The organism is Bradyrhizobium retamae (assembly GCF_001440415.1).
Lineage (GTDB): Bacteria > Pseudomonadota > Alphaproteobacteria > Rhizobiales > Xanthobacteraceae > Bradyrhizobium > Bradyrhizobium retamae.
The window spans coordinates 1-20658 of record NZ_LLYA01000202.1 but is presented as its reverse complement, the minus strand read 5'-3'; the positions used below and the strand labels follow the sequence as shown (position 1 = coordinate 20658).

The following is a 20658-nucleotide window of genomic DNA, read 5'->3' as shown; positions in this document are numbered from 1 at the left end:
TTCGGCGACCAGGTTGAGCTCGACCCAGCCGGGCCTTGCGGCGTCGGCCACTCACTTGGGTCGAAGTCGGACGGCACTCGCGGCGACCAGGTTGAGCTCGACCCAGCCGGGCCTTGCGGCGTCGGCCACTCACTCGGGTCGAAGTCGGACGGCACTCGTGGCGACCACGATAAGCTCGACCCGGCAAGCCGCGATTCCTGACTCGGCCGCTCAGGGAAGGCCACACCCAGCGCTCTGTTTGCTTCGACGACTCGTAGGTACGCCCCAAGCTGGTTGAGTTGCTTGTTCCTGAGGCCGATGTTCCCTTTGGCTGTCGTGAATTCCCGGTAATCTACGTTCAACGACAGTTGCTGCTGATCATTGCCGTTGATTCGACTCACTATGCTCTCTCTACCCGTGGTTCGGAGCCAATCACTGAACCTACGTTGCGCCGAAGCAGCATTCCGGACAGTTTTCTTTTTCGATTGGGAAGCCGGGTCGGATCCGAGCTTGCTTAGCTGTTCCTTGGCCAGGCCATCGATGATGCTGGCGTCGTCGTCATAAGGATGAAGCCCGTGTTGGAGCTCGCTGCCTAGGTACTGCCGAAGCTTGTTGATCCCCAAGCCGATGTCCGGTTGGCCAATGGCTCGCTTGAACTCCGAGATATCTTTCTGCAATTGTTTTTCCTGCTGCTCATTGCCGTTGAGTCGACTCTCTATGCTCTCCCTGTCCTCTCTTTTCAGCCACTCACTAAGCTTGCGCTGATTACTAGCGATTTTGAGGATAGGCGCTCTCTCTTTGGCAGTCGCTTCGGGTCCAAGCTTACGCAAGGCTTCCTTACTCGCGCCGTCGATGATGCCGGCGTCGCTCTCATAAGCGCTCAAAGTACGGCGCCCCATGACGCGGGGCCCGGGTCCGAGTGATTCAAACCCTCCCCCGTCAGGCCGAAGCCTTCGGAGATGATTGAGCGCCGTAAATAGGCGGCCCTCGGGGTCATTCTCCTCGCCGTATGCCATGAGGTCCTCGGCTAATTCGTCGGTTCGAAACCGAGAGGTCATGGATGGCTTCTGTTTGGCCGTGAGCCACTCAGCAAAGTCCTTAAGAACCTCCGTATGAGGCCTGATAGTTTTTTCGGGCACCTTATGTGCCCGGGCTGCTGCCGCGAACTGTCGAATGAGCAGCGCGTCTCCGGCAGGAGGCGGCGGAGAAGGAGGAGATGGCGGAGGCAACAACTCGCCGGCGCGGGACTTCCGAAGCGCTTTCAATGCCGTATGCACTTGCTTGACGCCTCCCGCCTCCACAAATTCATCCGCACGGGCTTTCAACTGAACAGGGTTTTCAACCAGGCTGGCCAGTGTCAAGTTTTTAGACTTGAGGAAGTCGCTGAACCTGCCCAGATGTCCCACCATCTTCTGAATGCTACTGGAAGCATAACTGCCTGCAGCCGCGCGCGCGAACTCGGAAAGGAGGGCCGCGTCCTCTTCGGACGCGCGGCTGCGCTTGTAGTAATCGATACGAAGCTCTGAATAGACCACATCCGACGCCGGGCCGCCGAACGAGCTTTCACCGCGACTTCCTCCGAAGACTTTGCCGAGCCCTGATTTAACGCGAGAAAACAGTCCTCCGCTCTTCTTATCCCTTGTCCGCGCGACGGGCTCCGGTTCCGATGGTGCTGTATAGCGCGTGCTGCTCAATAGCCTGTCACGCAAGTCAGACTGCGATGCCCCAGCAGGTGAGCCACCAAGGTGAGAGCGAGGCAGATCTACGCTGTAGCGCGTGCTGTTGATCGAGTTGCCCCGAAGATTGGACTGCGGCGGCATCCGCATCGAACCGCCAACGTCAGTGCGCTGGATACTGTCATGCGCCTTTGCGGGTCGAGTGTCGGGCGAACTCAGCTCAGCCGAGCTCTCATCAGAGGAACTGAGTTGCAGGTCGCTCAGCTGCTGCTCAAAGCCAGCTTGATCCGCAGGCATGTGGTCCGACTCTTGCCTCGTCCGCTGCTGCTCTTGCAGGGCAGCGTACTGATGTATCCAAGCGTCCGTATTGAGCCATCCGTTATAGTTGTGCTCCACATCACTCTCCTTATATGAGGTAAATCTTCATAGCTGACCCGGAGCTAAGCTGGACTCAGAGGATCCAGCTTGAGAAAGCCGATCGCTGAGGTCGACAATCAGAACAAAGCCACAGAACGACAGTCGTACCCCTTCTCCCAGTTCGCTCATTACCTGCCCCCTCCTTTTGAAAGAGCGGTGCGGCACGTCGGGATTGAACTTGGCCCGAGTAGACGCAAGACGTCCGCTTTCATCTCGAACAACCCGTCCTACTCCGGCTTCAATTTGGAATTTGGGCGCACGTTCGGTCTAAGGTTACAACCTCACGCCACGTACGGTTCAAGCCCTGACGGCTCTGGCGAGGCTGCTTGAGGTTGTGCAGGTGTCGAGAAAGCGGGTTCGCCTTGCGCTGGGCGATCTCCTTCGCTTCAGGCGCAGCAACCGCGTGAGGCTGCCCCTCACCTGCATCAAGGAAGTATTTGGCAGTCGCCGTGTGGTTCGAGCGGCTGGTTGAGGACTTGCGCCGCGCCGGCAAAACCATCGTGGTCATCTCTCACCGACACAGCACTATCTGTGGTTGCCGGCAAGATCGTCGTCTTAGACAAGGGGCGGATGATTGCGGAGCGCAGGCATACTGATCTGCTATGTGAAGGCGCTTACAAGGCGTGTGGTTCATCGTGCTGATCCTGGGTTGAACACGGCTTTGACAGGCGGGGGGAGTGGCCTTGTCACATCTGCCCTTTTGGCCAGCGAAGTGAGATCGAATTCATGCCTTTGCCCGAACCTTGCGAACCCGGCGTGTGCAAGGGGAGCTGACCATGGGACCGGTACTCAACGATGGTGTGTTCTACTTCGGCGTCATCGACGCCCGCCTGATATCGGCGGCCTGTTCGTTGCGGTGCTGATCCTGTTCGGCAAGGATTGGACTGGTATCTTCAGGCGCGTCGGTCCGGCGCTCGGGACGGTTATCGGCAGCAACATCGCAGCGATCCTCGGGGCGACCAAATGGCTGATGGGCTGACCATGGGTAAGCGCTGGAATGCATGGAATGTCGAGTTCGTGCGGCGATCTTCGGACATGCGCTAGGTGAAGGGCGCAACTGTGTCAACCCGGTCGATACAGTGGAAGGGCTCGATGCGCTCGGTCATGTGACAAGCGAACTGCTTGCGCATCAAAGTGCAAGGGATCCGGATCGACCGGGCGACGCTGGGCAACTGGTCCGGTCGCGCCTGCTTCCATCTCCAGCCTGTCGGCGATCACATGCCGCCGCCATCTGGCGATGGCAGATCGCCTGTTCATGGATGAAACCACGGCGCCGATGCTCGACCGCGACGCGGCCAGACCAAGAAAGGCTTCTTCTGGGCGATCGCTCCGACGACCGCGGCCATAGCGGCCCAAGTCCGCCGATCGTGCTGTTCCGATATGCGTCCGGACGCAGCGGCGCTTTCGCCGAGCAGTTCCTGGGCGGTTTTAACGGGCGCTTCCTGCAATGTGACGGGTACAAGGGCTACGATCGGCTCGCCGAGCTCGCTCGCCCGCAAGGGTCGTGGACGCTCGTGAATTGCTGAAGCCATCTGCGCCGGCGCTTCGTCAAGCTGGCGCGCAACAGCAAATCGCCGATCGCCGAGGCCGCGGTGCGGCAGATCGCACAGCTTTACGCCATCGAAGCCACGGTCCGCGGTCTATCCCCGGACATCCGGCTGGCCGCACGCAAGGAGCATTCGCTACCCATCGTCGCCGCGTTGAAGCCATGGTTCGAGAAACAGCTGTCGATGATCTCGAGCGGCTCGACGCTCGCCGAGGACATCCGCTACCACTCAATCATTGGCCGGGACTGACGCGCTTCCTCGATGACGGGCGTCTCGAGCTCGACACCAATCCGGTCGAAAACGCGATCCGGCCGATCTGCTTGACCAGAAAAAACGCGCTCTTCGCCGGTCATGACGTTGGCGCGTCATACTACTCATCTGGTGATGCCCTTATAAAGGAAGGAGATTTTGCTGCGGATCTCGAGATATCGGACGACGCGATCGTCTGGCATCGGCTTCGCGGCACACAGCGCCTCGCTGCAGGTCGGCGATCCGGATAATCCAGGGCGCCCCGCCGCACAGCTGCCGGGCCGGAAGGGCGCCACTGCTGACCATCCGATAGGCGGTCGTGCGGCTCACCTTCAGAATGTCGGCGGCTTCATCCAACGTCACTTCGGCGCGCTCGGCTCGTTCACCTTCGCGGTAGACAGGAATGCCGTTGGTGTTCCGGAGACTGCAAACGTGGGATCGTGTCCAACTCGCACCATGTGCAGTCAGCTTGCCGGACCGATTGAGGATCGCAGCGATTGCCGTGTCCGATAATTGCCTCGCCAATGCGCGAACGAGATCGAGGACATCGGCTTCGACCGTCCAGCGGGTCTGTCCGATTTTGTTCTTTTTGACCGTCAACTGGGTGTGGTCGCCGCCTTGCGAGTGAATGATGAGCGCCAATGTATCGCCCACGACATCGACGATGATTTCTTTGACAAATAGTCTGATGATCTTCTTGCGTGTCTCGATGGACGCCACGGGACTGTTCCACGCCTTGGTCAAATCCTGGCCGAGAGTCATCCACCTCGCGCGATCCGCGGCGGAAAGACTGGAGCATGCGTCTGTTTGAGGGTCTCGAGCTGGGCCTCCTCCGCCACCGGATCGGCCGAGATCATCATCGACAAGCTGGACGTCTTCCCAGCCAAGCTCCCGCGCGCGTTCGACCAAGCCATACTGGCGTCGTTGGCTCTCGAGATTGTTGACGACCTGATACGCTGTGGATTGGCGGATGTACACGAAAGCGGCACGGGCCAGGTGCGCGAGCGTGATCTTACTCATTGCCTGCTCCATTTTTGCCGTTGGCCTGAGGCTCGTTGGCGGCTTCGCCGCAGCTTCCGTTAGCAATACTCGCAGAAGCGCCACCGCCTTCTGGCGTTCGGCGCCACTCCTATCGCCGGGCCGGGTCACGGGAAGGAACAGATCCATTTGCGCACGACACTGCTTTCTCATTGTCGAATCCTCCGGGGAAGGAATTGCGAGATGTCTCAAACCCGTAAGGGGTCGAACCGCTCGACTTCGGCAGCCCTCCCCGAGCAGACCGATAGCCCGCCAGCGGCGTGCGTCGATGGGGAGACCCAGAGGCTGCCCGAACGCACTCCGCATCACTGCGATGCGCATGGCTTCCGAATGTATAAATTTTACCGTCAGGGGAGCTTGGCTGCTCACTCCAAGAGATATGGGCATTGATGGAGCGGGAAACTTGCTTTTTGACTTATTGCCCAGGTTTGGAGCGAATTGAACTGAATTCGCGGGTACCAGGTTGTTGCTGAGATTGTAGTCGCATCATCACGATGCCAAGTAATGCAGTCTTCATCTTGCAATTGACGTCTTGGAATGATCAGCCGTGCGGAACCTGTCGCCCATCATGACAGGCGCCGGTCTTCCGTCCAGATGACAACGAATGGTGAGTCTCGGCGCCAGCGAAGGCCCTCTGGTTCCCGTAAGATGCTTTGCTGCTTTGATGCGTCGCGGTGCTTTTTATCCAATTTCCCATGGTGGCTGCCTCAGCAAGCCTGCGATTTTTTTAAATAATTATGCACGAGCTCTCGAAGGGACTTGAATCGCACGTAGCGTCAGACTGTAGGGTTTCAGACATCAGTCGCGACAATGCGTCGCGTGCAACACTTTCTGACAGGTAGCAAGAATTGCGAATGTCTCTAACCCGTAGGGCCACACCGCTCGACCCCGTCACGCTCCTCGATCAGTACACTCGAAAGCCTGTTGGCAACGTAGCCTACGCGCCGGACGGGGTACCCGCGCCGGCCAAGTTGAGGCGGCAACAGCACGAGGAGCTCAAGAGCAGTACTCGCTGTCGTCGCGTACCCGTTGTCGGAGGGGAAATGAAGTTGAGTCCAAGTTCGGCATTCGCCGCCGTTCTTCCCGTGAGGTGGAATGCAGGCGGCGGAACCACCCGAACCACATGCCTGATAACGCCGCTGCGGGGACGGATTCGCCATTCTTCGGTGTGCCAGATGGGCCGCAGCCAAGCGGGCGCGTTGGATCTGTCTAAATGCCGGGTTTTCTCGCGCTCCCGATGCACGTCACCGCCCACCGAGCCAATCTTTTCATAGCCCGCGGCGCATTGGTTGTTTCGTCCCACGCTAGCGGCATCTAGAGCATCGGCCCGCTGCGGGGGTGCGATCTGTCTTCACGCGTTCAAGGTTGCATTTGCTATGACCAAACGACCTCACAGGTCGATGGCATAGCAAGACTCACCGCAGAGTCAGGGCAACATGGGGAGCTTCCAAATGTCTCGTATCAGTTCGGATGCCAATCCAGCCATTCTCTCTTGTGCTTTGGTTTCGATTGCGCGTGCTGGCAATGCGCTCGCCGAGCCGATGACCGGAAGCACTGCCGAGATTGGCGCGAAGATGCACGAGGGTCCTGCCACAGCGCTCAATGCTCTGACTGATTCTGGTCTGGTTCCCGACATCAAGACCACGTTGACTGTCAAGGACGCATGCGATCCACAGCAAACGGCCGAAATTGCTAATCGACAGGCAATGGGCGGAGCGATGTTGGCCGTTGGCAACATTGCTCTTCTTAGTCGGTACCGTCTCCCGACGTTTACGTTGAAGCTGGAGAACTCAATTTCGCCCGACTTCATGGTCGACGGTGATCTGCTTTGTAGTTTTGGCATGAAGAGGCAATGAAATGCGAACGCTACTGGTTGATCATGATGCGGACCTTGCGCGCGCTGTGCAAGAAGCGCTCTCGGATTGCGGTTTCGCCGTTGATGTGGCGGGCACGCTGGATGAGGCGGCGACCGCTCTCGACTACGCCAAGTACGACATTCTCCTGCTCGAGTTAGCCCTACCGGATGGAAACGGCCTGGACTGGCTGAAGCGGTTGAGACGCGACGGACATTTGATGCCTGCCATGGTGATGAGCAGCCGCAATGATCTCGGTAGGCGGATCGCCATTTTCAATGGTGGTGCAGACGATTTTCTGCCCAAGCCCGTGTCTACTGATGAACTCATCGCTCGGATGCGAGCCATTCTGAGGCGATCAACGCAAATGACAGCCCCCGTCGTTGTGTTTGGTAATCTAAAATTCGATCCGATCGCCCGGCAAGTTTCAGTTGGTGGTCGGCCGCTAAAGATTGCACGCCGCGAAGTGTGCATTCTTGAGCATCTGCTCAGCCGCGCAGGCCGCGCCGTGCCACGCGCGTCGCTGGAGGATAGCCTCTATGCGTTTGACAACGAGGTCTCTGCTAATGCACTTGAAGTCGCAATCTATCGCTTGCGCGGTCATTTGAATCAGTCTGGTGCGACGCTACGGATCACGACCGCACGCGGCGTCGGCTATATCCTTGAATTGAACAGCGCGGCATCGGCCGCGTAGTCGATCGAACTTGAAAGCAAAGACTACCTTGAAGATCGCTCTTGATAATGAGGGTGGCAGCGATCGACGCTCGATCGTCGCTAGCGCCCTGTGGTCTGCCGTTTGTCCTTCTATTTCCCACCTCCTGTGCGCGGTCGCTTTGCTATCGCCACTAACTGCCGCAGCTCAGACGACGCGGGACGCTAGAGGGGGGCCGCCGCGCGCGGCTCCTAGCAGCATCAATGGGACGCTGGTCCTTTCCTCCTCGCTCGGCAAGACAATTCATCTGCCCGGGCCGGCGGCGAGCATCTTTGTTGCCGACCCGACGATCGCGGATTATCAAGCGCCATCGAACACGACCATCTTCGTCTTTGGCAAGAAGTCCGGACGGACCAGCCTGTTCGCTTTGAACGACAATGGGGAAGCTCTCGGCGAGTTTCGTGTTATCGTCAAGGACCCGATCGAGGATCTGCGTGCCATGCTGAAGGCCCAGGTCGGCGACTATCCGATCCAAGTCAGCTATACCCCCCGCGGCGCGATCCTTAACGGTACGGCTCCCAATGCCGATGTCGTCGCCACTGCCGTGAGGGTCACAGAGCAGTTTCTCGGTCCGGGTGCGCTGGTCTTCAATAAAATTCAGGTCGCCGGGTCGTTACAGGTCAATCTGAGCGTTCGCGTAGCGGAGGTCTCACGCAGCGCCATGAAGGAGCTCGGCATCAATCTCTCTGCTTTGAATGGCACTTTTTTCTTTAGCAGCGGCAAAGGTGCTGGTTCCGGCACGGCTAGCGGCGGCGGCAAGGCAGGTATCGGCTTCAGCGCCGGTAGTATCAACGTCGGCGCTGTTCTCGACGCGCTCGCCAGCGAGCACCTCGCTTCCGTACTGGCTGAACCGAATCTCACCGCAATGTCCGGTGAGTCCGCGCGCTTCCTGGCGGGCGGCGAATTTCCAATTCCGGTCATGCAGGACAACCGACAGGTTTCGATCCAATTTCGTCACTATGGAGTGAGCCTCGACTTCGTCCCGACTGTTCTTAACAACAATCAAATCAATGTCCGCGTGAAACCTGAGGTCAGCGAGATTTCGAAAGTAGGTGAGGTCAAAGTGAACGGTATGGCCGTGCCTGCCCTCTCTACGAGGCGTGCGGAGACCGTTATCGAGCTTGGGAGCGGACAAAGCTTCGTAATAGGCGGGCTAATCCGGCGTAACTTCAGCACGGATATCAGTACTTTTCCTTGGTTAGGCGACCTGCCCATTCTCGGTGCGCTGTTTCGCTCTTCGTCCTTTCAAAAGCAGGAGACGGAGCTCGTTATTATTGTCACGCCTTACATCGTGCGGCCAGCATCGAACCCGAACCGGATGAGCGCCCCCTCCGACCGCGTCGGACCGCCCTCAGATATGGGGCGCACCTTGACGAATACGTTGGCAAGTCCGCCGCGAGGCCGCGACGCTCCGCGCACCAGTGTACCAGGCGCGACAGGCGGCGCCGGCTTTATTATCGAATGAGGATCGTCGAATGACTTTACGAGCCCTGCCCCATCTGTTGGTTCTGATGGCGAGCCTAGGCGGCTGCACAAGCACTGCGCTGATCAACACTGGGCCGGCTGAACAAGCAATCATGGTGCAGCAGCAGAACAGTGTCTTGGTGCTGAAGAGCCTTCGTGGCCTCGAGCGGTATCGACTGAGGGATTTCATTGCCGGCGCCAGTCGCGGTCGGTTTGATGCGCTCCATCTCGATATCACCGGCTCGCCCCGGCTCGCCGCGCAGGTAGCCAGCGAGGCCCGCGCAATGGGCGTCGCGCCTTACAACGTCCGCCTGTTCGGCTCTCGCATCGACCGGCCTGTCGGCTTCGCGGTACGAATCGAGGCAATTGTCTATGAAGCACGTCCTCCCATATGTCCGTCCCTTTCGATCATTGGTCCTTCGGTTAACGATAATTCGTTCGACCAGACGCTAGGCTGCTCAATCCGCAACAATCTGGGAGTCATGGTCAACGATCCGGGCGACCTGCTGGACAATAGAGCTGTCATGGCAACAAAAGGCGATCGTGCCGCCATTCCTGTTGCCACATATGGGTCCATGGGGCGACGCAACAAGAGCGACTTGGAAGATGGAAGTGGCAACAGGTCCTCGCCAGAAGCCGGGTCAACGGCGACGAGGGATATACAGTCGCCTCGATAGCGCGCCGGATGGCGCAATATTGCTGCCATAAGCAATGTCTAGACCAGCCCGGCGGAATAGAGTGCTCTCGCAACCCCTTCAAAGTACTCCCCAGGAACGACGTTGCCCAGCCTGGCATTCCGGATGAGCTGCCGCGCCAGGGCTGGATCCTGGACAATGCTGAGGCGCAGCGACTGCGCCTCAACAAGCAGTCGTGAGGCAAGTTCGCCCTCACCACGGCAAACCACGATCGGCACGCCGGTCTCGCCACGAATGTAGCGAAGCCCAATCAAGATCGCTTCTCCTGTCACTATCAATGTAGCGCGATGCACGCCAAGCGGAGGCTCGTTCGCCGTCTCCTGACGAAGGCGACGGTGTTCTCGTTTGACCTGCGGATTGCCCTGCTGTTCTTTGGTCTCGCGCTTGGCCTCGGTCTCCGTCATGCGCATGTCCTGTAAAAACAACCAGCGCTGGATAAGAAGATCGGCCAATCCGGCGATCAGAAAAGCACCGGCAGCAATTTCGGTCAGCAATTTGATCTCAGTGAACACGAAGTTGAAACACCCCCTACCGCAGGTTGGCAAGTATACCAGCGCCTTCCAACTTGCGATAACCGTGAGTAGCAAGCTTGCGCCGAGAACGCACACCTTAAGAAGCGACTTCGAGAGTTCAATGAGCGACCGCTTAGACGCAATCCGCTTGAGCCCCTTCATGGGATCCAATTTCTCGAATTTCGGCTTTAAGGGCTCGAAAGAGACGTTTAATCCACCATTGGCCAGGACCCCCGCTAGAATACCAGCGGCAACACCGGCCGCGAGGAATGGACCAACGGCCGCAAGAAACAGTTCGATCAAGCCGCCCAGCGCCTGCTGGACCGCGCTTGTGAACGGCTGCCCCTGCAGTTTGTCGATTAGCCGTACCGTCTCATACCACTTGGTCTCAATGAGGCCGGCTCTTAACCAGAGGCAGCCGAAACCGGCGCAAACACTGACTGCGCTGACCAAATCGGTGCTGCGCGGACTCTGCCCTTTGTTGCGCGCATCTTTTAGCTTCTTGGGAGTGGGAGGGAGCTTCTTCTCTTCGCTCGAGCCACTCATTTAAGGAGGTTCTTGAACAACTCGAGCACGGTGTTGGACTGACTGATTTCCGATCCCATATATTCGACGAGGAAGGTGGCGTAACTTACCATGATTAACCCATACGCCAGATTCTTCATGGTGGGAGAGACATCGTTCAGTTTGAGTTGCGGCGCAAACCGCCCGAGTATCATGACCGATACATCGAGTAGCAGCAGGAATGCCAACACGGGGCCAGAGACCAGTAGCGCCGTATACATGATGTGACCGAGAAGTCCCAGAAATGCCATCGCGCCTTGCACGGTCAAGCTAGGCATCAGCCGATACACGGGCCAGATCAAATAGCTGCCATAAAGGCCCCTAATCATATTCTCCAATCCCCCGGCTAGAACGAAAATCGCAATCGCAGTGGTACCGAGTAAAACCGCTGTCGCCGAAGCCTGGCCGCGCGTGGCTGGATCATCGGAAGCAACAGGGTTCGTAATCCCCCGTTGGGTATCGATGATCTCACCCACTGCCTGGATGCTCCATAACGGAATACTGAGCAAGAAGCCGATGAGCAGGCCGACGAACACCTCCTTCAAACCGAGCAACGTGACACTGATCAGTCGTGAGCCCTCATCCAGCGACTGCAATCCGTGCCTGATCTGCAACAGGCATGGCAGTCCCATCGCAAAGGTCACGCAGCCGCGGATCAGCCCGCTAATGCGCGGCAGCGTAAATACGGGAAGGACCAACATAATGCCAAGGGCGCGGGCTGCCGCGAGCCCGGCTGCAAGCACGAGTTCGAGCGCCTCCTGGATCAGAGTTTGCGTCTCGGTGAGTGAGGGGACGTTCATCTAACGTCGGCTAATACTTGCTGTGAGTGCGGGAAAGTCGGTAAATACCTGCTCTGCTTCCTTGATCAGCGCGGCGCTGAGCACTGGAGAGAACAAAGCGATCACCGCGACAACGACAAGAAGCTTCACAGTCAGTGGCAAAGTTTGATCCTGAAGCTGCGTTGCCGCCTGGATGATGCCGACGACCAAGCCGACAACGACCGCCGCGATAAGCGGTGGCAGAACCCAGATCATGAAGAGCACAAGTGACCGGCTCATATGAGTGAGAATGCTCGCCTCATCCATGCTCAGCCTCCCGGCGTTGTGTAGCTGAGCACCAGCCCGTGCATGAGCCGCGACCAGCCGTCGATTGAGACGAATAGAAACAGCTTAAACGGCACGGATATCACCGTTGGCGAAACCATCGACATACCCATAGCCATCAAGATGGTCGTTACAATCAGATCGATGGTGATAAAGGGCAGATAGAGAAGAAAACCAATTTCGAAGCCACGCTTGAGTTCTGAAATTAGGAAAGATGGCACCAGAATGACCAGGTCATCGGCGCTCACGTTGCCGCGCATGTCCTCGGGCCAGACCTGTTCGGTTGAAGCCAAGAAGAAACGGCGCTGCTCGTCAGCGGTGAACTTCTTCAGATGCCCGCGCAGCGGCTCCTGCGCCTCCTTTGCGGCGCTCAGCCAATCATCGACCGTTTGGTAGCGGAGTTGTGGCGCAGAAAGGCGATTATAGGTCTGTTCAATCACTGGCGCGCTAATGAAAACTGTCAGGATCAGCGCCGCGCCATATAGAACGAGGTTCGGTGGGATAGATTGAGTTCCGAGCGCGTTGCGAACGAGGAAGAGCACGACGGACACCTTTATGAACGCTGTGCTTGTTACGACTAGGAACGCCAGCAGGCCAAGGCCGGCTGTGATCGCAAGGAGTCCAAGGATTCCCGGTTGAATGTCAGTCATTGACGGCCAGCCTGCCCCGCAACCTGACGCCAAGCTCCCCGCCGATGCTTACGATGTCCCCGCGGCCTATGCGACGGCCGTTAGCAAGGATATCAACCGGTCCGTCGAGCGGTCGGCCAAGTTCGAACACATGTCCCTCGCTGATATCCCTCAAGGCTCCGAGTGCGACAGTCCAGCGGCCGCATTCGAAAACAAGAGTAATCTCGATGTTGTCGAGATCACTTTCAGAGGGCGGCCGGGGTTTTTCGGATTGAGTCATCATATGTGCACACTCCAGGGGATGTGGTTGGAGGCGGAATGCCCCTCGCACGATCAAGCGATCCTCTGCAACATGTGCCGGAGCCCACAAGGTTCCCGCGTTGAGGATGGCTTGGCCACGGGCCAAGGGGATTACGTCCGGCAATAGAGCGTCTCCTGCATTTGCTTTCCCTAGCAGCGCAAGCGTCGCACGGAGCGAACCGATCTCTCCCTTAACGATGACAGGCAATTCTGGGGGAAGCTGGCGTGCCTCTCGCGGCAGCTGCCTGAGCAGTCCGCCTAACGCCCGAAACGCGGGTGGAACTGAACCATCGAGAGGTGAGAACAGGAACAGGCGCGCTTTTCCCTTGAATGGGCGGTAGGTGATTTCGAGCTCCAGATAAGGACCCCGAGCCGTTGCTTCGCTCAAACAGATCAGCTGCAACTTCTGTTGAGTCAGCCCCTCTAGTTGATCGAGCAACGGATCGAGTGCAAATTCGACGAGGAGCGAACGAGTGGGCTCGGCAGGTAGGCCAAGCTCACTTTGCACCGTCGCGATCAGCCCTTCTACAACCGGACGGGCCAACGATAAGATGATTGTTTCATGTCCGATGGCCCAAACGCAGTCGAGCATCGATACGACACACGGCTCCGGCTCCCAGACAAGCCGTTCCATCCGTACGGATAGCGGCTTATCGCGGAGACGGCTTTGCAGAGGCTTGCGGGCAGCAGCGATCTCGTTGAGCCAAGAGACGACCGCAGGGGACAGGGTTAGCGCCGGTGCAAATCCCGATTGTTCACCCGTAGCCATGGTCACAGGCGCGTCCACAAGACAAGGCGCTTTCCCTAGCATAGAAGAAGCCATCAGATTCAGTCGCTAGCCGTGTGAGTACGCAAACCACTGCGATACCGAAGCAAAACCTCATCATCGGCCTCCATCTCGGCTTCCGCCTCTGAATGGGCATCACTCGCGCGCTGAACGTCGCCTTCAATTCTCTGCCATTTGTGACTCGCCGCCGAGCACTTTGTCAAAGTGGTCCGCGCCTCGAAGACCGCCGTCTCGGCCCGCTCTTGAGCGGCGCGCGCTTCCTCAAGCGTTCGGCGTGCTCCTGCGATCTCAGTTTTGAGCCGTCCAATGACGATGTGACAGCGACGATCGAGCTCTTCGACAGAGAGCGAATCAAAAGATGCCAGTTCTCGGTAAAGCTCCGCTTCTAGCGCCGCTTGGTTTTTCTCGGCCGTTGCAAGATCCCGGACAGCTTGTTCCACCGCTTGAAGCGCGGCGCGGCGCTTGGCCTCCATGTTGTACACCTCACGAAGGGCGCTCCGCTGTCTCATGTCCTTCACTAGCCGCAATTTCGAGGCATGGACGCGATTCACGCGGTCAGACGCGACATCCATGTGACGGTCTCCTCAAAGCTTGACGCCTCGTCTCCGCCCTGGCGCAGGAATTTCCGCAACTCCTCGATCGAATTAATTGCCCGGTCTGTCAGAGGATCACTGCCTTGCTTATATTCGCCAACCTTCACCAAGAACTCGGCCTCGGCGTAGCGGGAGAGCAGATCACGGAAGAAGGAAGCCGCCTTTCGATGCGACACAGAGACGACCGCATTCATCACGCGGCTGCGGCTTGACAATACGTCAATAGCTGGAAAATGCTCGCGCGCAGCCAAAAGGCGTGAGAGAACAACGTGGCCATCAAGAATGCCTCGTGATTCTTCGGCGATTGGATCACCCGAGCCGTCGCCTTCGACAAGCACAGTATAGAAGGCCGTGATCGAGCCGCGCTCGCCCATGCCGGCACGCTCCAACAGGCCAGGAAGCATCGCAAAAACCGATGGCGGAAAGCCGCGCCGCGTCGGCGGCTCTCCTGCCGCAAGGCCAATTTCGCGCATGGCGCGGCTAAAGCGCGTCAATGAGTCCATCATCAGGACGACGCGAAGTCCTTCATCACGAAAATATTCGGCGAGTGCCGTCGCCATGTGAGCGCATTGCGCTCGTTCCATTGCCGAGCGGTCGGAGGTCTCAACTACAACGACGGTGCGGCGAAGCGCTACCTCACCGAGGTGCTGCTCGATGAATTCCCGCACTTCACGACCGCGCTCACCGATCAACGCGACTATGGTGGCGTCGGCAGCCGCGCCTTTTACGATCTGCGACAGGAGCGTCGACTTACCGCACCCTGGGTCTCCGTAGATGCCGATCCGCTGCCCCTCGCCACATGTTAGAAGCCCATCCAAGACACGGACGCCGAGTGGGAATGTTCGCTCGATACCGCGCCTTGTCATGGGGTTGGGAGCCTTGCCGCGCAGCGGACGAGTTTGAGCGGCGCTGATTGGACCCTTTCCGTCGATCGGACGGCCGAAGCTGTCGATGACCCGGCCAAGCAAATCGTGGCCGACCGGAACTTCATGCATTCGTCCGGTCGCGACCACTTCTGCTCGGCTGGATAAGCCCGCCATGTCACCAATGGGAGTGAGCAATACCCCATCTTGCGATAGGCCGATCACCTCGGCCTCGAGCGACCATCCGGTGCGGGGATCCTGCAACAGGCAAAGCTCCCCTATACGCGCCTCTGGCAAGACGGCATGGAGCAAGGTGCCGACCGCCCGTGTGATCCGCCCTCGTACAGCACGCGTGTCGATATGCTTTGCTGTAGATTTCAGAGACGATAGCGCGGCGTGCAGATTCCTCTCTCCCGCCGCGTCGGTGGCTGATGTGGTCATGGCCCATCTTCCTTTGATGGCAAACCCAGGCCAAGGCGTAGAGCCCGCAGCTGCGCGGCAACTCCAATGTCTACATTGCCAAATTCGCTCCACAACACGCACTGCTCTGTCGTTAGAGCCGGATCCGGAGCAACCCGCACTTTCGGCCGGCCCTCCTGTCCATCGCACGTAGCGAACTCGCGCGCTAGCGCATCGGCTTTCAGAGGAGAGACATGAAGGCAAATTTCCGCGCTACCATATTTTTTCTCGATCGCGTTACGAACGGTCCTCACCAACATCTCGCCTGGATCAAACCCGCCCAGCAGATCGCTCACGATCTCCATGACGAGCTGCGGCAACTCCTGCTCCAGAATGGCTTTTCGCTGCGCAAGTGCGGAAGCAGCCTGCGCAATCAGCCGAGACATTTCCTCGGCGCCGCTCTTGAAGCCATCCGCACGGCCGCGCGCCTGCTCCCGCTTATAAGCTGTCCGTCCCCAGCCGCGAACGCGTTGCAGATGCCGCTCGGCAGCCGCGCGCGCTTCTACGGCATCGCACCAGATCCCGATCTCGGCCGCCGATATGAGAGGCCCGAGCGGCCGTATCTCGGGGGCCACCGGCAGCGCTGGGTCATCAGCTGTCATGCCGTGGCGTCTCCCTCGACAAATGGGTTATCACCAAGGAAAGCACTGGGCCCGCGGCATTGCGGTGTTCGGCCGCTGGATTCTCGGCAGCAGTGCCCATGGGCAAGCGTAACAGCACGCGCGTGCGATCAAGTGCCGAGGCTTCGTCGAGCCAAGCACCTAGGCAGGCATGGCCATCGTGTTCAATCTGTTGCGAAAGTTGCTCCGGATCAGCGGTAGCGGTGATTGCGACCGCGCTGGCCAAGTTCCGGATACCGAAAGCGTGCGCTTCTGCCCCGATACGCCCGAGCAGAATCGCGAGATGCTGCTTTGAGACGAGCTTTAGGAGCGAGCGAGCATGCCAGATACTGCCGGCAAGCAAAGCAGCCCTATTCGGATCATGGCCGAGCAGAAGATCAGTTCCCCAGTTACGGCCATTGGAGTCCATTTCATTACCAAGCAGCATTTCAGCAAGTCTTACCTGCAGCCTTGAGCTCTTCTGTAGCCGGACCAAAGTCGAAGCCGACAGCCGCCCGTCAAGACGGGCAGCAAATCGGGTCAGATGGGTCGAGGCAGCAAGCTCGCGCAGCCCCTCAGAGGTCGATTTGGACCACGTATGAGAACCGGAGGATGGCAGCGGTATGGGCATCTGCGCACTCTTATGCCTTGTCGGAGGTGATCTTTTTACCGGGTGGCGGAATAGCGGGCGTGTTCGAACGGTTGCCAAGTCTGGATCGCGCGCGCGACGGCTGGGCGCGCTGATGCATACGAGAGCCCAGGAATATGTAGCACAGAAGGCCAATCGCAGCGCCGCCCCCTCCGATACCGGCCGCAAGTAGCGGGTCTGAAATGGATTTGGTCGACTGAGCGGACGCAGCTCGCGGGGCAGGCTGCTCAAGCGGAGCCCGCTCAACCGGCACAAAGACCACCGCCACCTTGTCATAGGATAGGCCCTCGATGCTGTTGGCGACCAGCATCTTGATCTGCGGTAGCAGGAGCGAGAGCTTTGCATTGGAGTTATGTCGAATGAACACCGACGCTGAGGACGGCACCGTGTCCTGGCGCAATAGATCATTTTTTGGCAAAACAACGTGGACACGCGCGGATATGACGCCGTCGATATCGCTAATCGTGCGCGACAATTCTTCGCTCAGGGCATAAACGTAGCGGGCGCGCTCCTCGATCGGCGAGGCAACCAGGCCCGATCCTTTGAACACCTCGCCGAGGTTCTTGAAAGGGTGGCGCGGCAACCCTTCGAGATTTAGCAGCTCAATCGAAAAGGCTAGCTGCTTCTCTTCGACCTGGATCGTGCTGGTCCCGTCCTTGGCAGTAACACGGACCGCATCGACGCCCTTGCTAAGCAGGAGAGCAAGCATCTCATTGGCATCGCGCTCCTGCACTTTGGTGTAGAGATCGGCCTTACAGCCAATCAAGGGGAGGAGAAGCGATAGCACGGCAAAAACACGCAACCACTGACCGGATAGGCGGGCATGGCCGTTTTGTCCGTAGATGAAAGCAGACCTCAACGAACTCAGCCCGCCGATAGCAATTTGTTCAAAGATGAGCTGACGGCGCTGGTGCTCTTGGACACAAGCGAAACCTCGACGACACCCTTGTAAACGTCCCGCAGACCCGCAACCATCGCGTCGAAGTCGAGCACGCCTTCCGGCTTGCCCGCAGGGCTTGCCCCGACTAGCTGCGACCGCGAAAGCGGCTGAGCGGCCGGCCCAGGTTGAACGGTCTTCGAAATGGCGGTCACACCGCCGCTCGTTGCAGAAGGAACGGGATTGCTCCGATACATCGAAGAGAGAGCCTGGAGCACGCGCTCGCCAGGCGGGCTCGCCTGCACTGCTGCACGCTGAACCTCTGACACCGCAGGAACGGACGCTGCTCTATCGGTAACTGAGGAGGCAGCGTCTGATGTCGAAGCAACATGCAGAAGAGTCTGCTGAAACTGGCTCTGCTGGCCGATGGCTGCCGGCTGGCAGAGCCCGGACAGACCGTCGGCAGGGTTCAGAGAGATTGGCGTGGCGCCTAGCATGATAGAAGGTGTCATTGGTTTGGGGTGCGATGAGACACGCCCTTGTTGAGAATTGATGATCAATACCGTAAAGAGGCCAGCTGACCGCAAGCTGACGAACACGCGAGCCATAAGGCCATTTTAAAGATCACGCTTGGCTTCCAATTTGGGCGAAGTCTTAATACTTGTTCTCCGGCCGAAGGGACTTGGGAATGCTAAGCCGACGCACGATCCTGAACATTTTGAACCGCGTTGCGGGCGCAGGAGTTTTCCTTTGCTCCGGGGTACTCACGGCGTTTGGGGCTCCGCTCTCGCTGCCTTCGGCACCTTATAGTTACACGGTTCTGGATCAGGACCTGTCTGCCGCACTGCTGGAATTCGGTAACAACCTCAATATCAGAGTGAACGTCAGCGCGGAGGTGAAGGGTCGGATTCGCGGGCGCATGCCAGATCTGCCACCGCGCGAGTTCCTGGACCGTTTGACCAATCTCTACAATCTTCAATGGTACTATGATGGGCTCGTGCTGTATGTATCTGCTGCAAATGAGGCGCAAAGTCGTCTGCTTGTGTTGAAGCCGATCAGCTTCGATGCATTCAAAGCGGCCCTCGATGCACTCAACATCTCCGACGAGCGCTATCTTGTGAGACCGGCACCAGGAGATGGCCTCGTCTTGGTTTCAGGTCCACCACGCTTCATCGCGCTCTTGGACCAAACGCTCAACGGCCTTGTAGCGGAGGCGCAGGCGCGGCCGCACGCTGCGGTCGAAAAGCAGTCTCGGGAATCGGTGCTGAAGTTATTTCGTGGCTCCTCAACCACGGTCGTTCGCGATGGACGACCGGAAGCCCCCTATTCTTCCGACGCGCCGCGTCAGGACAGCATCGTGCGCGAGCCTGCGCCGGGCCAGAGATGAAATTTAGAATGCGCGGCAGCTTTCGGCGGAAGTCAATGCCGTCTCCATTGGCTCATTTTGAATCCTTCTGATGCTCGTCAGCTTCTCGAAAGCTCATCCTCCTAGCATCAGAGCGCGGATATCTCGACGGCGATGCCGTCTATCCACCGTCATGCAACGTCGGGGCACCCGATGCTCGGAATAACCGCAAACCTGGTTGGCGCCATTGTTGCCGGCAGATTGGAGGCTGCAGCTCAAGGCGAGAGTTCTCAGTGGTTCTCCGTAGTCGCGATGCAAGTGGCCTTCTTCAAAGAATGGCTCGAGCCGCTCCATGTGAAGGAGGAACAGGATGGATTTCAACTCAATCGACCCACTGAACACGGACCCACAGCCCGCCTCACCGCCACCGCCCGCGGATCCAACGGGCTTTGAGCACCAGCTGAGCGAGTTGCAAGATAGTCCCCCGCCATATGCTGCGTGGTCGCCAGTGCCGCAGGGGGAAGCCTATTCGCCATATTTGGAGGCCGAGCATCCCTATTCGTCACATTTGAGTTGGACGATGATCTGCGTACGCCGGCTGCGGCCCCCCCTGGGCCATTACCGGCCGGACGATTGCTCCATCGCTGGCGGAAGCCCTAGATTTCGATCAGGACCTGATTTGGCAGAACGTCGAACCCGGTCCAATGCAAGCCGAGCCATCCTCGGCCGCCGGCAAACGGGCCCAGCTCGCAGCAGCCGCCTGCTCAGTCGCTGGCGGAAGCCCCCGATAAGGACCCGGTTTGGGAGGAGCTCGAACCCAGGCTGTTACAGGCCGGGCCATCGCATGCCGCGCCATCACAAGCCGGGCCATCGTCGTCCACGGGGGATGCGCCACTGCAACTCGGAAATTTCGTCATGGAAAACGGACGTCGCGCCAGCGAGTACTGGGTCTTCTGTCCCCAAACGGCCTCGAACGCCCAGCTCAACATGCTAAGAACCGTCGGACTCATGCCGAGCAAGGACTCACCGACAACTTTCTCTATCCTAGCTGTGCCCCACACAGCCGAATGGCGAGAAGAGGTTTTGTTCGTCTCAACCCGTCGCTTGACCCTAGCCTCTAGCCTGGATACTCGGGTGAGGATTCCCCCACCGGGTAGGCGTTTCCACAGCCCAGCTTGCGGCAGAGCCATGCCCCTCCCCGCTAAAACAGACCTTTGGGATGCCGCCGGTGGCAGGAGCACTTGGCAGCGTCCCTTCTGTGCCGGCGTCGATTATCTTGGCTAGGCTATGTTGGCCTCGCGCCAAGATGATTGTACGCGGTCAATTAATTATGTGTCACTTTAAGAGATCTGGTCAGGCAGTCGGCGCGGACAGGACATCCTGGCTGAGACGACGCAGATATCCCCGCAGGCTTCCGGTTCCCAACCGGCAGAGGTTTTTGAAAACACCTCCTGCGGACGTTTCCGTCGCATTGACAGCATCGCTTGCCGCGACCGCAGCTGTCGCGGCCGCAAAAAAGAAGTTCAGAGCGCATGTCACCTCACGAACACAAAGTTAATTGGGTGTTGCCGGCGTTGCGGCGGATGGCGCGGCGCCTGGCTGTACTGCCGCTGGCGGCGGCGTCGTGGCTGATGGCGCGGTGGTCGACCGGGCTGCGGCCTGCGGGGAACGGCCGACGATGACGGTGAGCAGGCCCTGGCCCCACAGCCGCTGCGCCGCCTTCCTGGCATCCTCCAGCGTCACCGCAT

At 58.7% G+C, this 20658-nt stretch carries 19 protein-coding genes and 4 pseudogenes; 9 read left to right on the top strand and 14 right to left on the bottom strand.

The features are described from left to right. Positions 1–2051 (bottom strand): annotated as a pseudogene (locus CQ13_RS34615) (Ulp1 family isopeptidase); the annotation flags it as partial. A gap of 482 nt (positions 2052–2533) precedes the next feature. Between CQ13_RS34615 and CQ13_RS47415 the strand changes: the two are divergent. The 4 genes and pseudogenes from CQ13_RS47415 to CQ13_RS46605 all read left to right on the top strand — a co-directional run. Further along, positions 2534–2714 (top strand): annotated as a pseudogene (locus tag CQ13_RS47415) (hypothetical protein); the annotation flags it as partial. Positions 2715–2928: 214 nt separating this feature from the next. Then, on the top strand, positions 2929–3051 hold the full coding sequence (locus CQ13_RS46610; RefSeq protein WP_283807559.1) for a hypothetical protein: 123 nt from the start codon (positions 2929–2931) through the stop codon (positions 3049–3051). A 22-nt stretch (positions 3052–3073) separates the two neighbouring features. After that, positions 3074–3868, top strand: a pseudogene (locus CQ13_RS34610) (IS66 family transposase). Further along, on the top strand, positions 3781–4119 hold the full coding sequence (locus CQ13_RS46605; RefSeq protein WP_283807558.1) for an IS66 family transposase: 339 nt from the start codon (positions 3781–3783) through the stop codon (positions 4117–4119). The pseudogene CQ13_RS34610 and the gene CQ13_RS46605 overlap by 88 nt, the downstream one beginning before the upstream one ends. On the opposite strand, the gene CQ13_RS46110 is transcribed toward CQ13_RS46605, so the two are convergent. Continuing rightward, positions 4010–4888, bottom strand: a complete 879-nt coding sequence (locus CQ13_RS46110) for a helix-turn-helix domain-containing protein (RefSeq protein ID WP_245309523.1) — start codon at positions 4886–4888, stop codon at positions 4010–4012. The two genes, CQ13_RS46605 and CQ13_RS46110, sit on opposite strands and share 110 nt — an antisense overlap. Before the next feature lie 1469 nt (positions 4889–6357). On the opposite strand from CQ13_RS46110, the gene CQ13_RS34600 reads away from it, so the two are divergent. From CQ13_RS34600 to CQ13_RS34585, 4 genes are read left to right on the top strand one after another with little or no spacing between them, the layout of a single operon-like run. Beyond that, positions 6358–6762, top strand: coding sequence for a type 1 periplasmic-binding domain-containing protein (locus CQ13_RS34600; RefSeq protein WP_156434091.1), 405 nt, complete (start codon positions 6358–6360; stop codon positions 6760–6762). A 1-nt stretch (position 6763) separates the two neighbouring features. Further along, entirely contained in the window at positions 6764–7453 is a 690-nt protein-coding gene (locus CQ13_RS34595; protein ID WP_057847262.1) for a response regulator, read from the top strand. Between the two features lie 28 nt (positions 7454–7481). Further along, complete coding sequence (locus CQ13_RS34590) at positions 7482–8936, top strand: type II and III secretion system protein family protein (protein ID WP_057847267.1); 1455 nt, start codon at positions 7482–7484, stop codon at positions 8934–8936. A 10-nt stretch (positions 8937–8946) separates the two neighbouring features. After that, positions 8947–9612, top strand: a complete 666-nt coding sequence (locus tag CQ13_RS34585; RefSeq protein ID WP_057847261.1) for a CpaD family pilus assembly lipoprotein — start codon at positions 8947–8949, stop codon at positions 9610–9612. Positions 9613–9650: 38 nt separating this feature from the next. Here CQ13_RS34585 and CQ13_RS34580 read toward each other — a convergent pair whose 3' ends face one another. From CQ13_RS34580 to CQ13_RS44790, 11 genes are read right to left on the bottom strand one after another with little or no spacing between them, the layout of a single operon-like run. Beyond that, entirely contained in the window at positions 9651–10688 is a 1038-nt protein-coding gene (locus CQ13_RS34580; protein ID WP_057847260.1) for an EscU/YscU/HrcU family type III secretion system export apparatus switch protein, read from the bottom strand. Further along, positions 10685–11506, bottom strand: a complete 822-nt coding sequence (sctT, locus tag CQ13_RS34575; RefSeq protein WP_057847259.1) for a type III secretion system export apparatus subunit SctT — start codon at positions 11504–11506, stop codon at positions 10685–10687. The genes CQ13_RS34580 and sctT overlap by 4 nt, the downstream gene beginning before the upstream one ends. Continuing rightward, a complete protein-coding gene (locus CQ13_RS34570) occupies positions 11507–11791 on the bottom strand; it encodes an EscS/YscS/HrcS family type III secretion system export apparatus protein (RefSeq protein ID WP_057847258.1) in 285 nt (94 codons plus the stop codon). A gap of 2 nt (positions 11792–11793) precedes the next feature. Continuing rightward, on the bottom strand, positions 11794–12459 hold the full coding sequence (sctR, locus tag CQ13_RS34565; RefSeq protein ID WP_057847257.1) for a type III secretion system export apparatus subunit SctR: 666 nt from the start codon (positions 12457–12459) through the stop codon (positions 11794–11796). Then, positions 12452–13507, bottom strand: coding sequence for a type III secretion system cytoplasmic ring protein SctQ (gene sctQ / locus CQ13_RS34560; protein WP_057847266.1), 1056 nt, complete (start codon positions 13505–13507; stop codon positions 12452–12454). The genes sctR and sctQ overlap by 8 nt, the downstream gene beginning before the upstream one ends. Positions 13508–13566: 59 nt before the next feature. Next, positions 13567–14097: a YscO family type III secretion system apparatus protein gene (locus tag CQ13_RS34555; protein WP_057847256.1), complete on the bottom strand. Its 531-nt coding sequence runs from the start codon at positions 14095–14097 to the stop codon at positions 13567–13569. Next, a complete protein-coding gene (sctN, locus tag CQ13_RS34550; RefSeq protein WP_057847255.1) occupies positions 14073–15422 on the bottom strand; it encodes a type III secretion system ATPase SctN in 1350 nt (449 codons plus the stop codon). Before sctN ends, CQ13_RS34555 begins: the two co-directional genes overlap by 25 nt. Beyond that, complete coding sequence (sctL, locus tag CQ13_RS34545) at positions 15419–16042, bottom strand: type III secretion system stator protein SctL (RefSeq protein WP_057847254.1); 624 nt, start codon at positions 16040–16042, stop codon at positions 15419–15421. The genes sctN and sctL overlap by 4 nt, the downstream gene beginning before the upstream one ends. Further along, positions 16032–16670 (bottom strand): nodulation protein NolU, encoded by a 639-nt coding sequence (locus CQ13_RS41985; RefSeq protein ID WP_156434090.1) that lies wholly within the window; start codon positions 16668–16670, stop codon positions 16032–16034. Before CQ13_RS41985 ends, sctL begins: the two co-directional genes overlap by 11 nt. A 10-nt stretch (positions 16671–16680) precedes the next feature. Beyond that, the gene (gene sctJ / locus CQ13_RS34540; protein ID WP_057847253.1) at positions 16681–17556 is read right to left on the bottom strand and encodes a type III secretion system inner membrane ring lipoprotein SctJ; all 876 of its coding nucleotides are present in this window, start codon (positions 17554–17556) and stop codon (positions 16681–16683) included. Further along, positions 17553–18062 (bottom strand): nodulation protein NolB, encoded by a 510-nt coding sequence (locus CQ13_RS44790; protein ID WP_197427541.1) that lies wholly within the window; start codon positions 18060–18062, stop codon positions 17553–17555. The genes sctJ and CQ13_RS44790 overlap by 4 nt, the downstream gene beginning before the upstream one ends. Positions 18063–18253: 191 nt before the next feature. Here CQ13_RS44790 and CQ13_RS34530 point away from each other — a divergent pair, with 191 nt between their 5' ends. Beyond that, positions 18254–18952: a secretin N-terminal domain-containing protein gene (locus CQ13_RS34530; protein WP_156434089.1), complete on the top strand. Its 699-nt coding sequence runs from the start codon at positions 18254–18256 to the stop codon at positions 18950–18952. Between the two features lie 1512 nt (positions 18953–20464). Here CQ13_RS34530 and CQ13_RS44785 read toward each other — a convergent pair. Next, positions 20465–20658: pseudogene (locus CQ13_RS44785) on the bottom strand (insulinase family protein); the annotation flags it as partial.

Excerpts from the sequence above, each read along its gene's own strand:
- sctL (WP_057847254.1), bottom strand. The coding sequence starts at position 16,042 with ATGACAGCTGATGACCCAGCGCTGCCGGTGGCCCCCGAGATACGGCCG.
- CQ13_RS46605 (WP_283807558.1), top strand. The coding sequence starts at position 3,781 with ATGGTTCGAGAAACAGCTGTCGATGATCTCGAGCGGCTCGACGCTCGC.
- CQ13_RS34570 (WP_057847258.1), bottom strand. The coding sequence starts at position 11,791 with ATGGATGAGGCGAGCATTCTCACTCATATGAGCCGGTCACTTGTGCTC.
- CQ13_RS34595 (WP_057847262.1), top strand. The coding sequence starts at position 6,764 with ATGCGAACGCTACTGGTTGATCATGATGCGGACCTTGCGCGCGCTGTG.
- CQ13_RS34580 (WP_057847260.1), bottom strand. The coding sequence starts at position 10,688 with ATGAGTGGCTCGAGCGAAGAGAAGAAGCTCCCTCCCACTCCCAAGAAG.
- CQ13_RS34530 (WP_156434089.1), top strand. The coding sequence starts at position 18,254 with ATGCTAAGCCGACGCACGATCCTGAACATTTTGAACCGCGTTGCGGGC.
- sctT (WP_057847259.1), bottom strand. The coding sequence starts at position 11,506 with ATGAACGTCCCCTCACTCACCGAGACGCAAACTCTGATCCAGGAGGCG.
- CQ13_RS44790 (WP_197427541.1), bottom strand. The coding sequence starts at position 18,062 with ATGCTAGGCGCCACGCCAATCTCTCTGAACCCTGCCGACGGTCTGTCC.
- CQ13_RS34555 (WP_057847256.1), bottom strand. The coding sequence starts at position 14,097 with ATGGATGTCGCGTCTGACCGCGTGAATCGCGTCCATGCCTCGAAATTG.
- CQ13_RS41985 (WP_156434090.1), bottom strand. The coding sequence starts at position 16,670 with ATGCCCATACCGCTGCCATCCTCCGGTTCTCATACGTGGTCCAAATCG.
- sctQ (WP_057847266.1), bottom strand. The coding sequence starts at position 13,507 with ATGGCTACGGGTGAACAATCGGGATTTGCACCGGCGCTAACCCTGTCC.
- CQ13_RS46110 (WP_245309523.1), bottom strand. The coding sequence starts at position 4,888 with ATGAGTAAGATCACGCTCGCGCACCTGGCCCGTGCCGCTTTCGTGTAC.
- CQ13_RS34600 (WP_156434091.1), top strand. The coding sequence starts at position 6,358 with ATGTCTCGTATCAGTTCGGATGCCAATCCAGCCATTCTCTCTTGTGCT.
- sctR (WP_057847257.1), bottom strand. The coding sequence starts at position 12,459 with ATGACTGACATTCAACCGGGAATCCTTGGACTCCTTGCGATCACAGCC.
- CQ13_RS34585 (WP_057847261.1), top strand. The coding sequence starts at position 8,947 with ATGACTTTACGAGCCCTGCCCCATCTGTTGGTTCTGATGGCGAGCCTA.
- sctN (WP_057847255.1), bottom strand. The coding sequence starts at position 15,422 with ATGACCACATCAGCCACCGACGCGGCGGGAGAGAGGAATCTGCACGCC.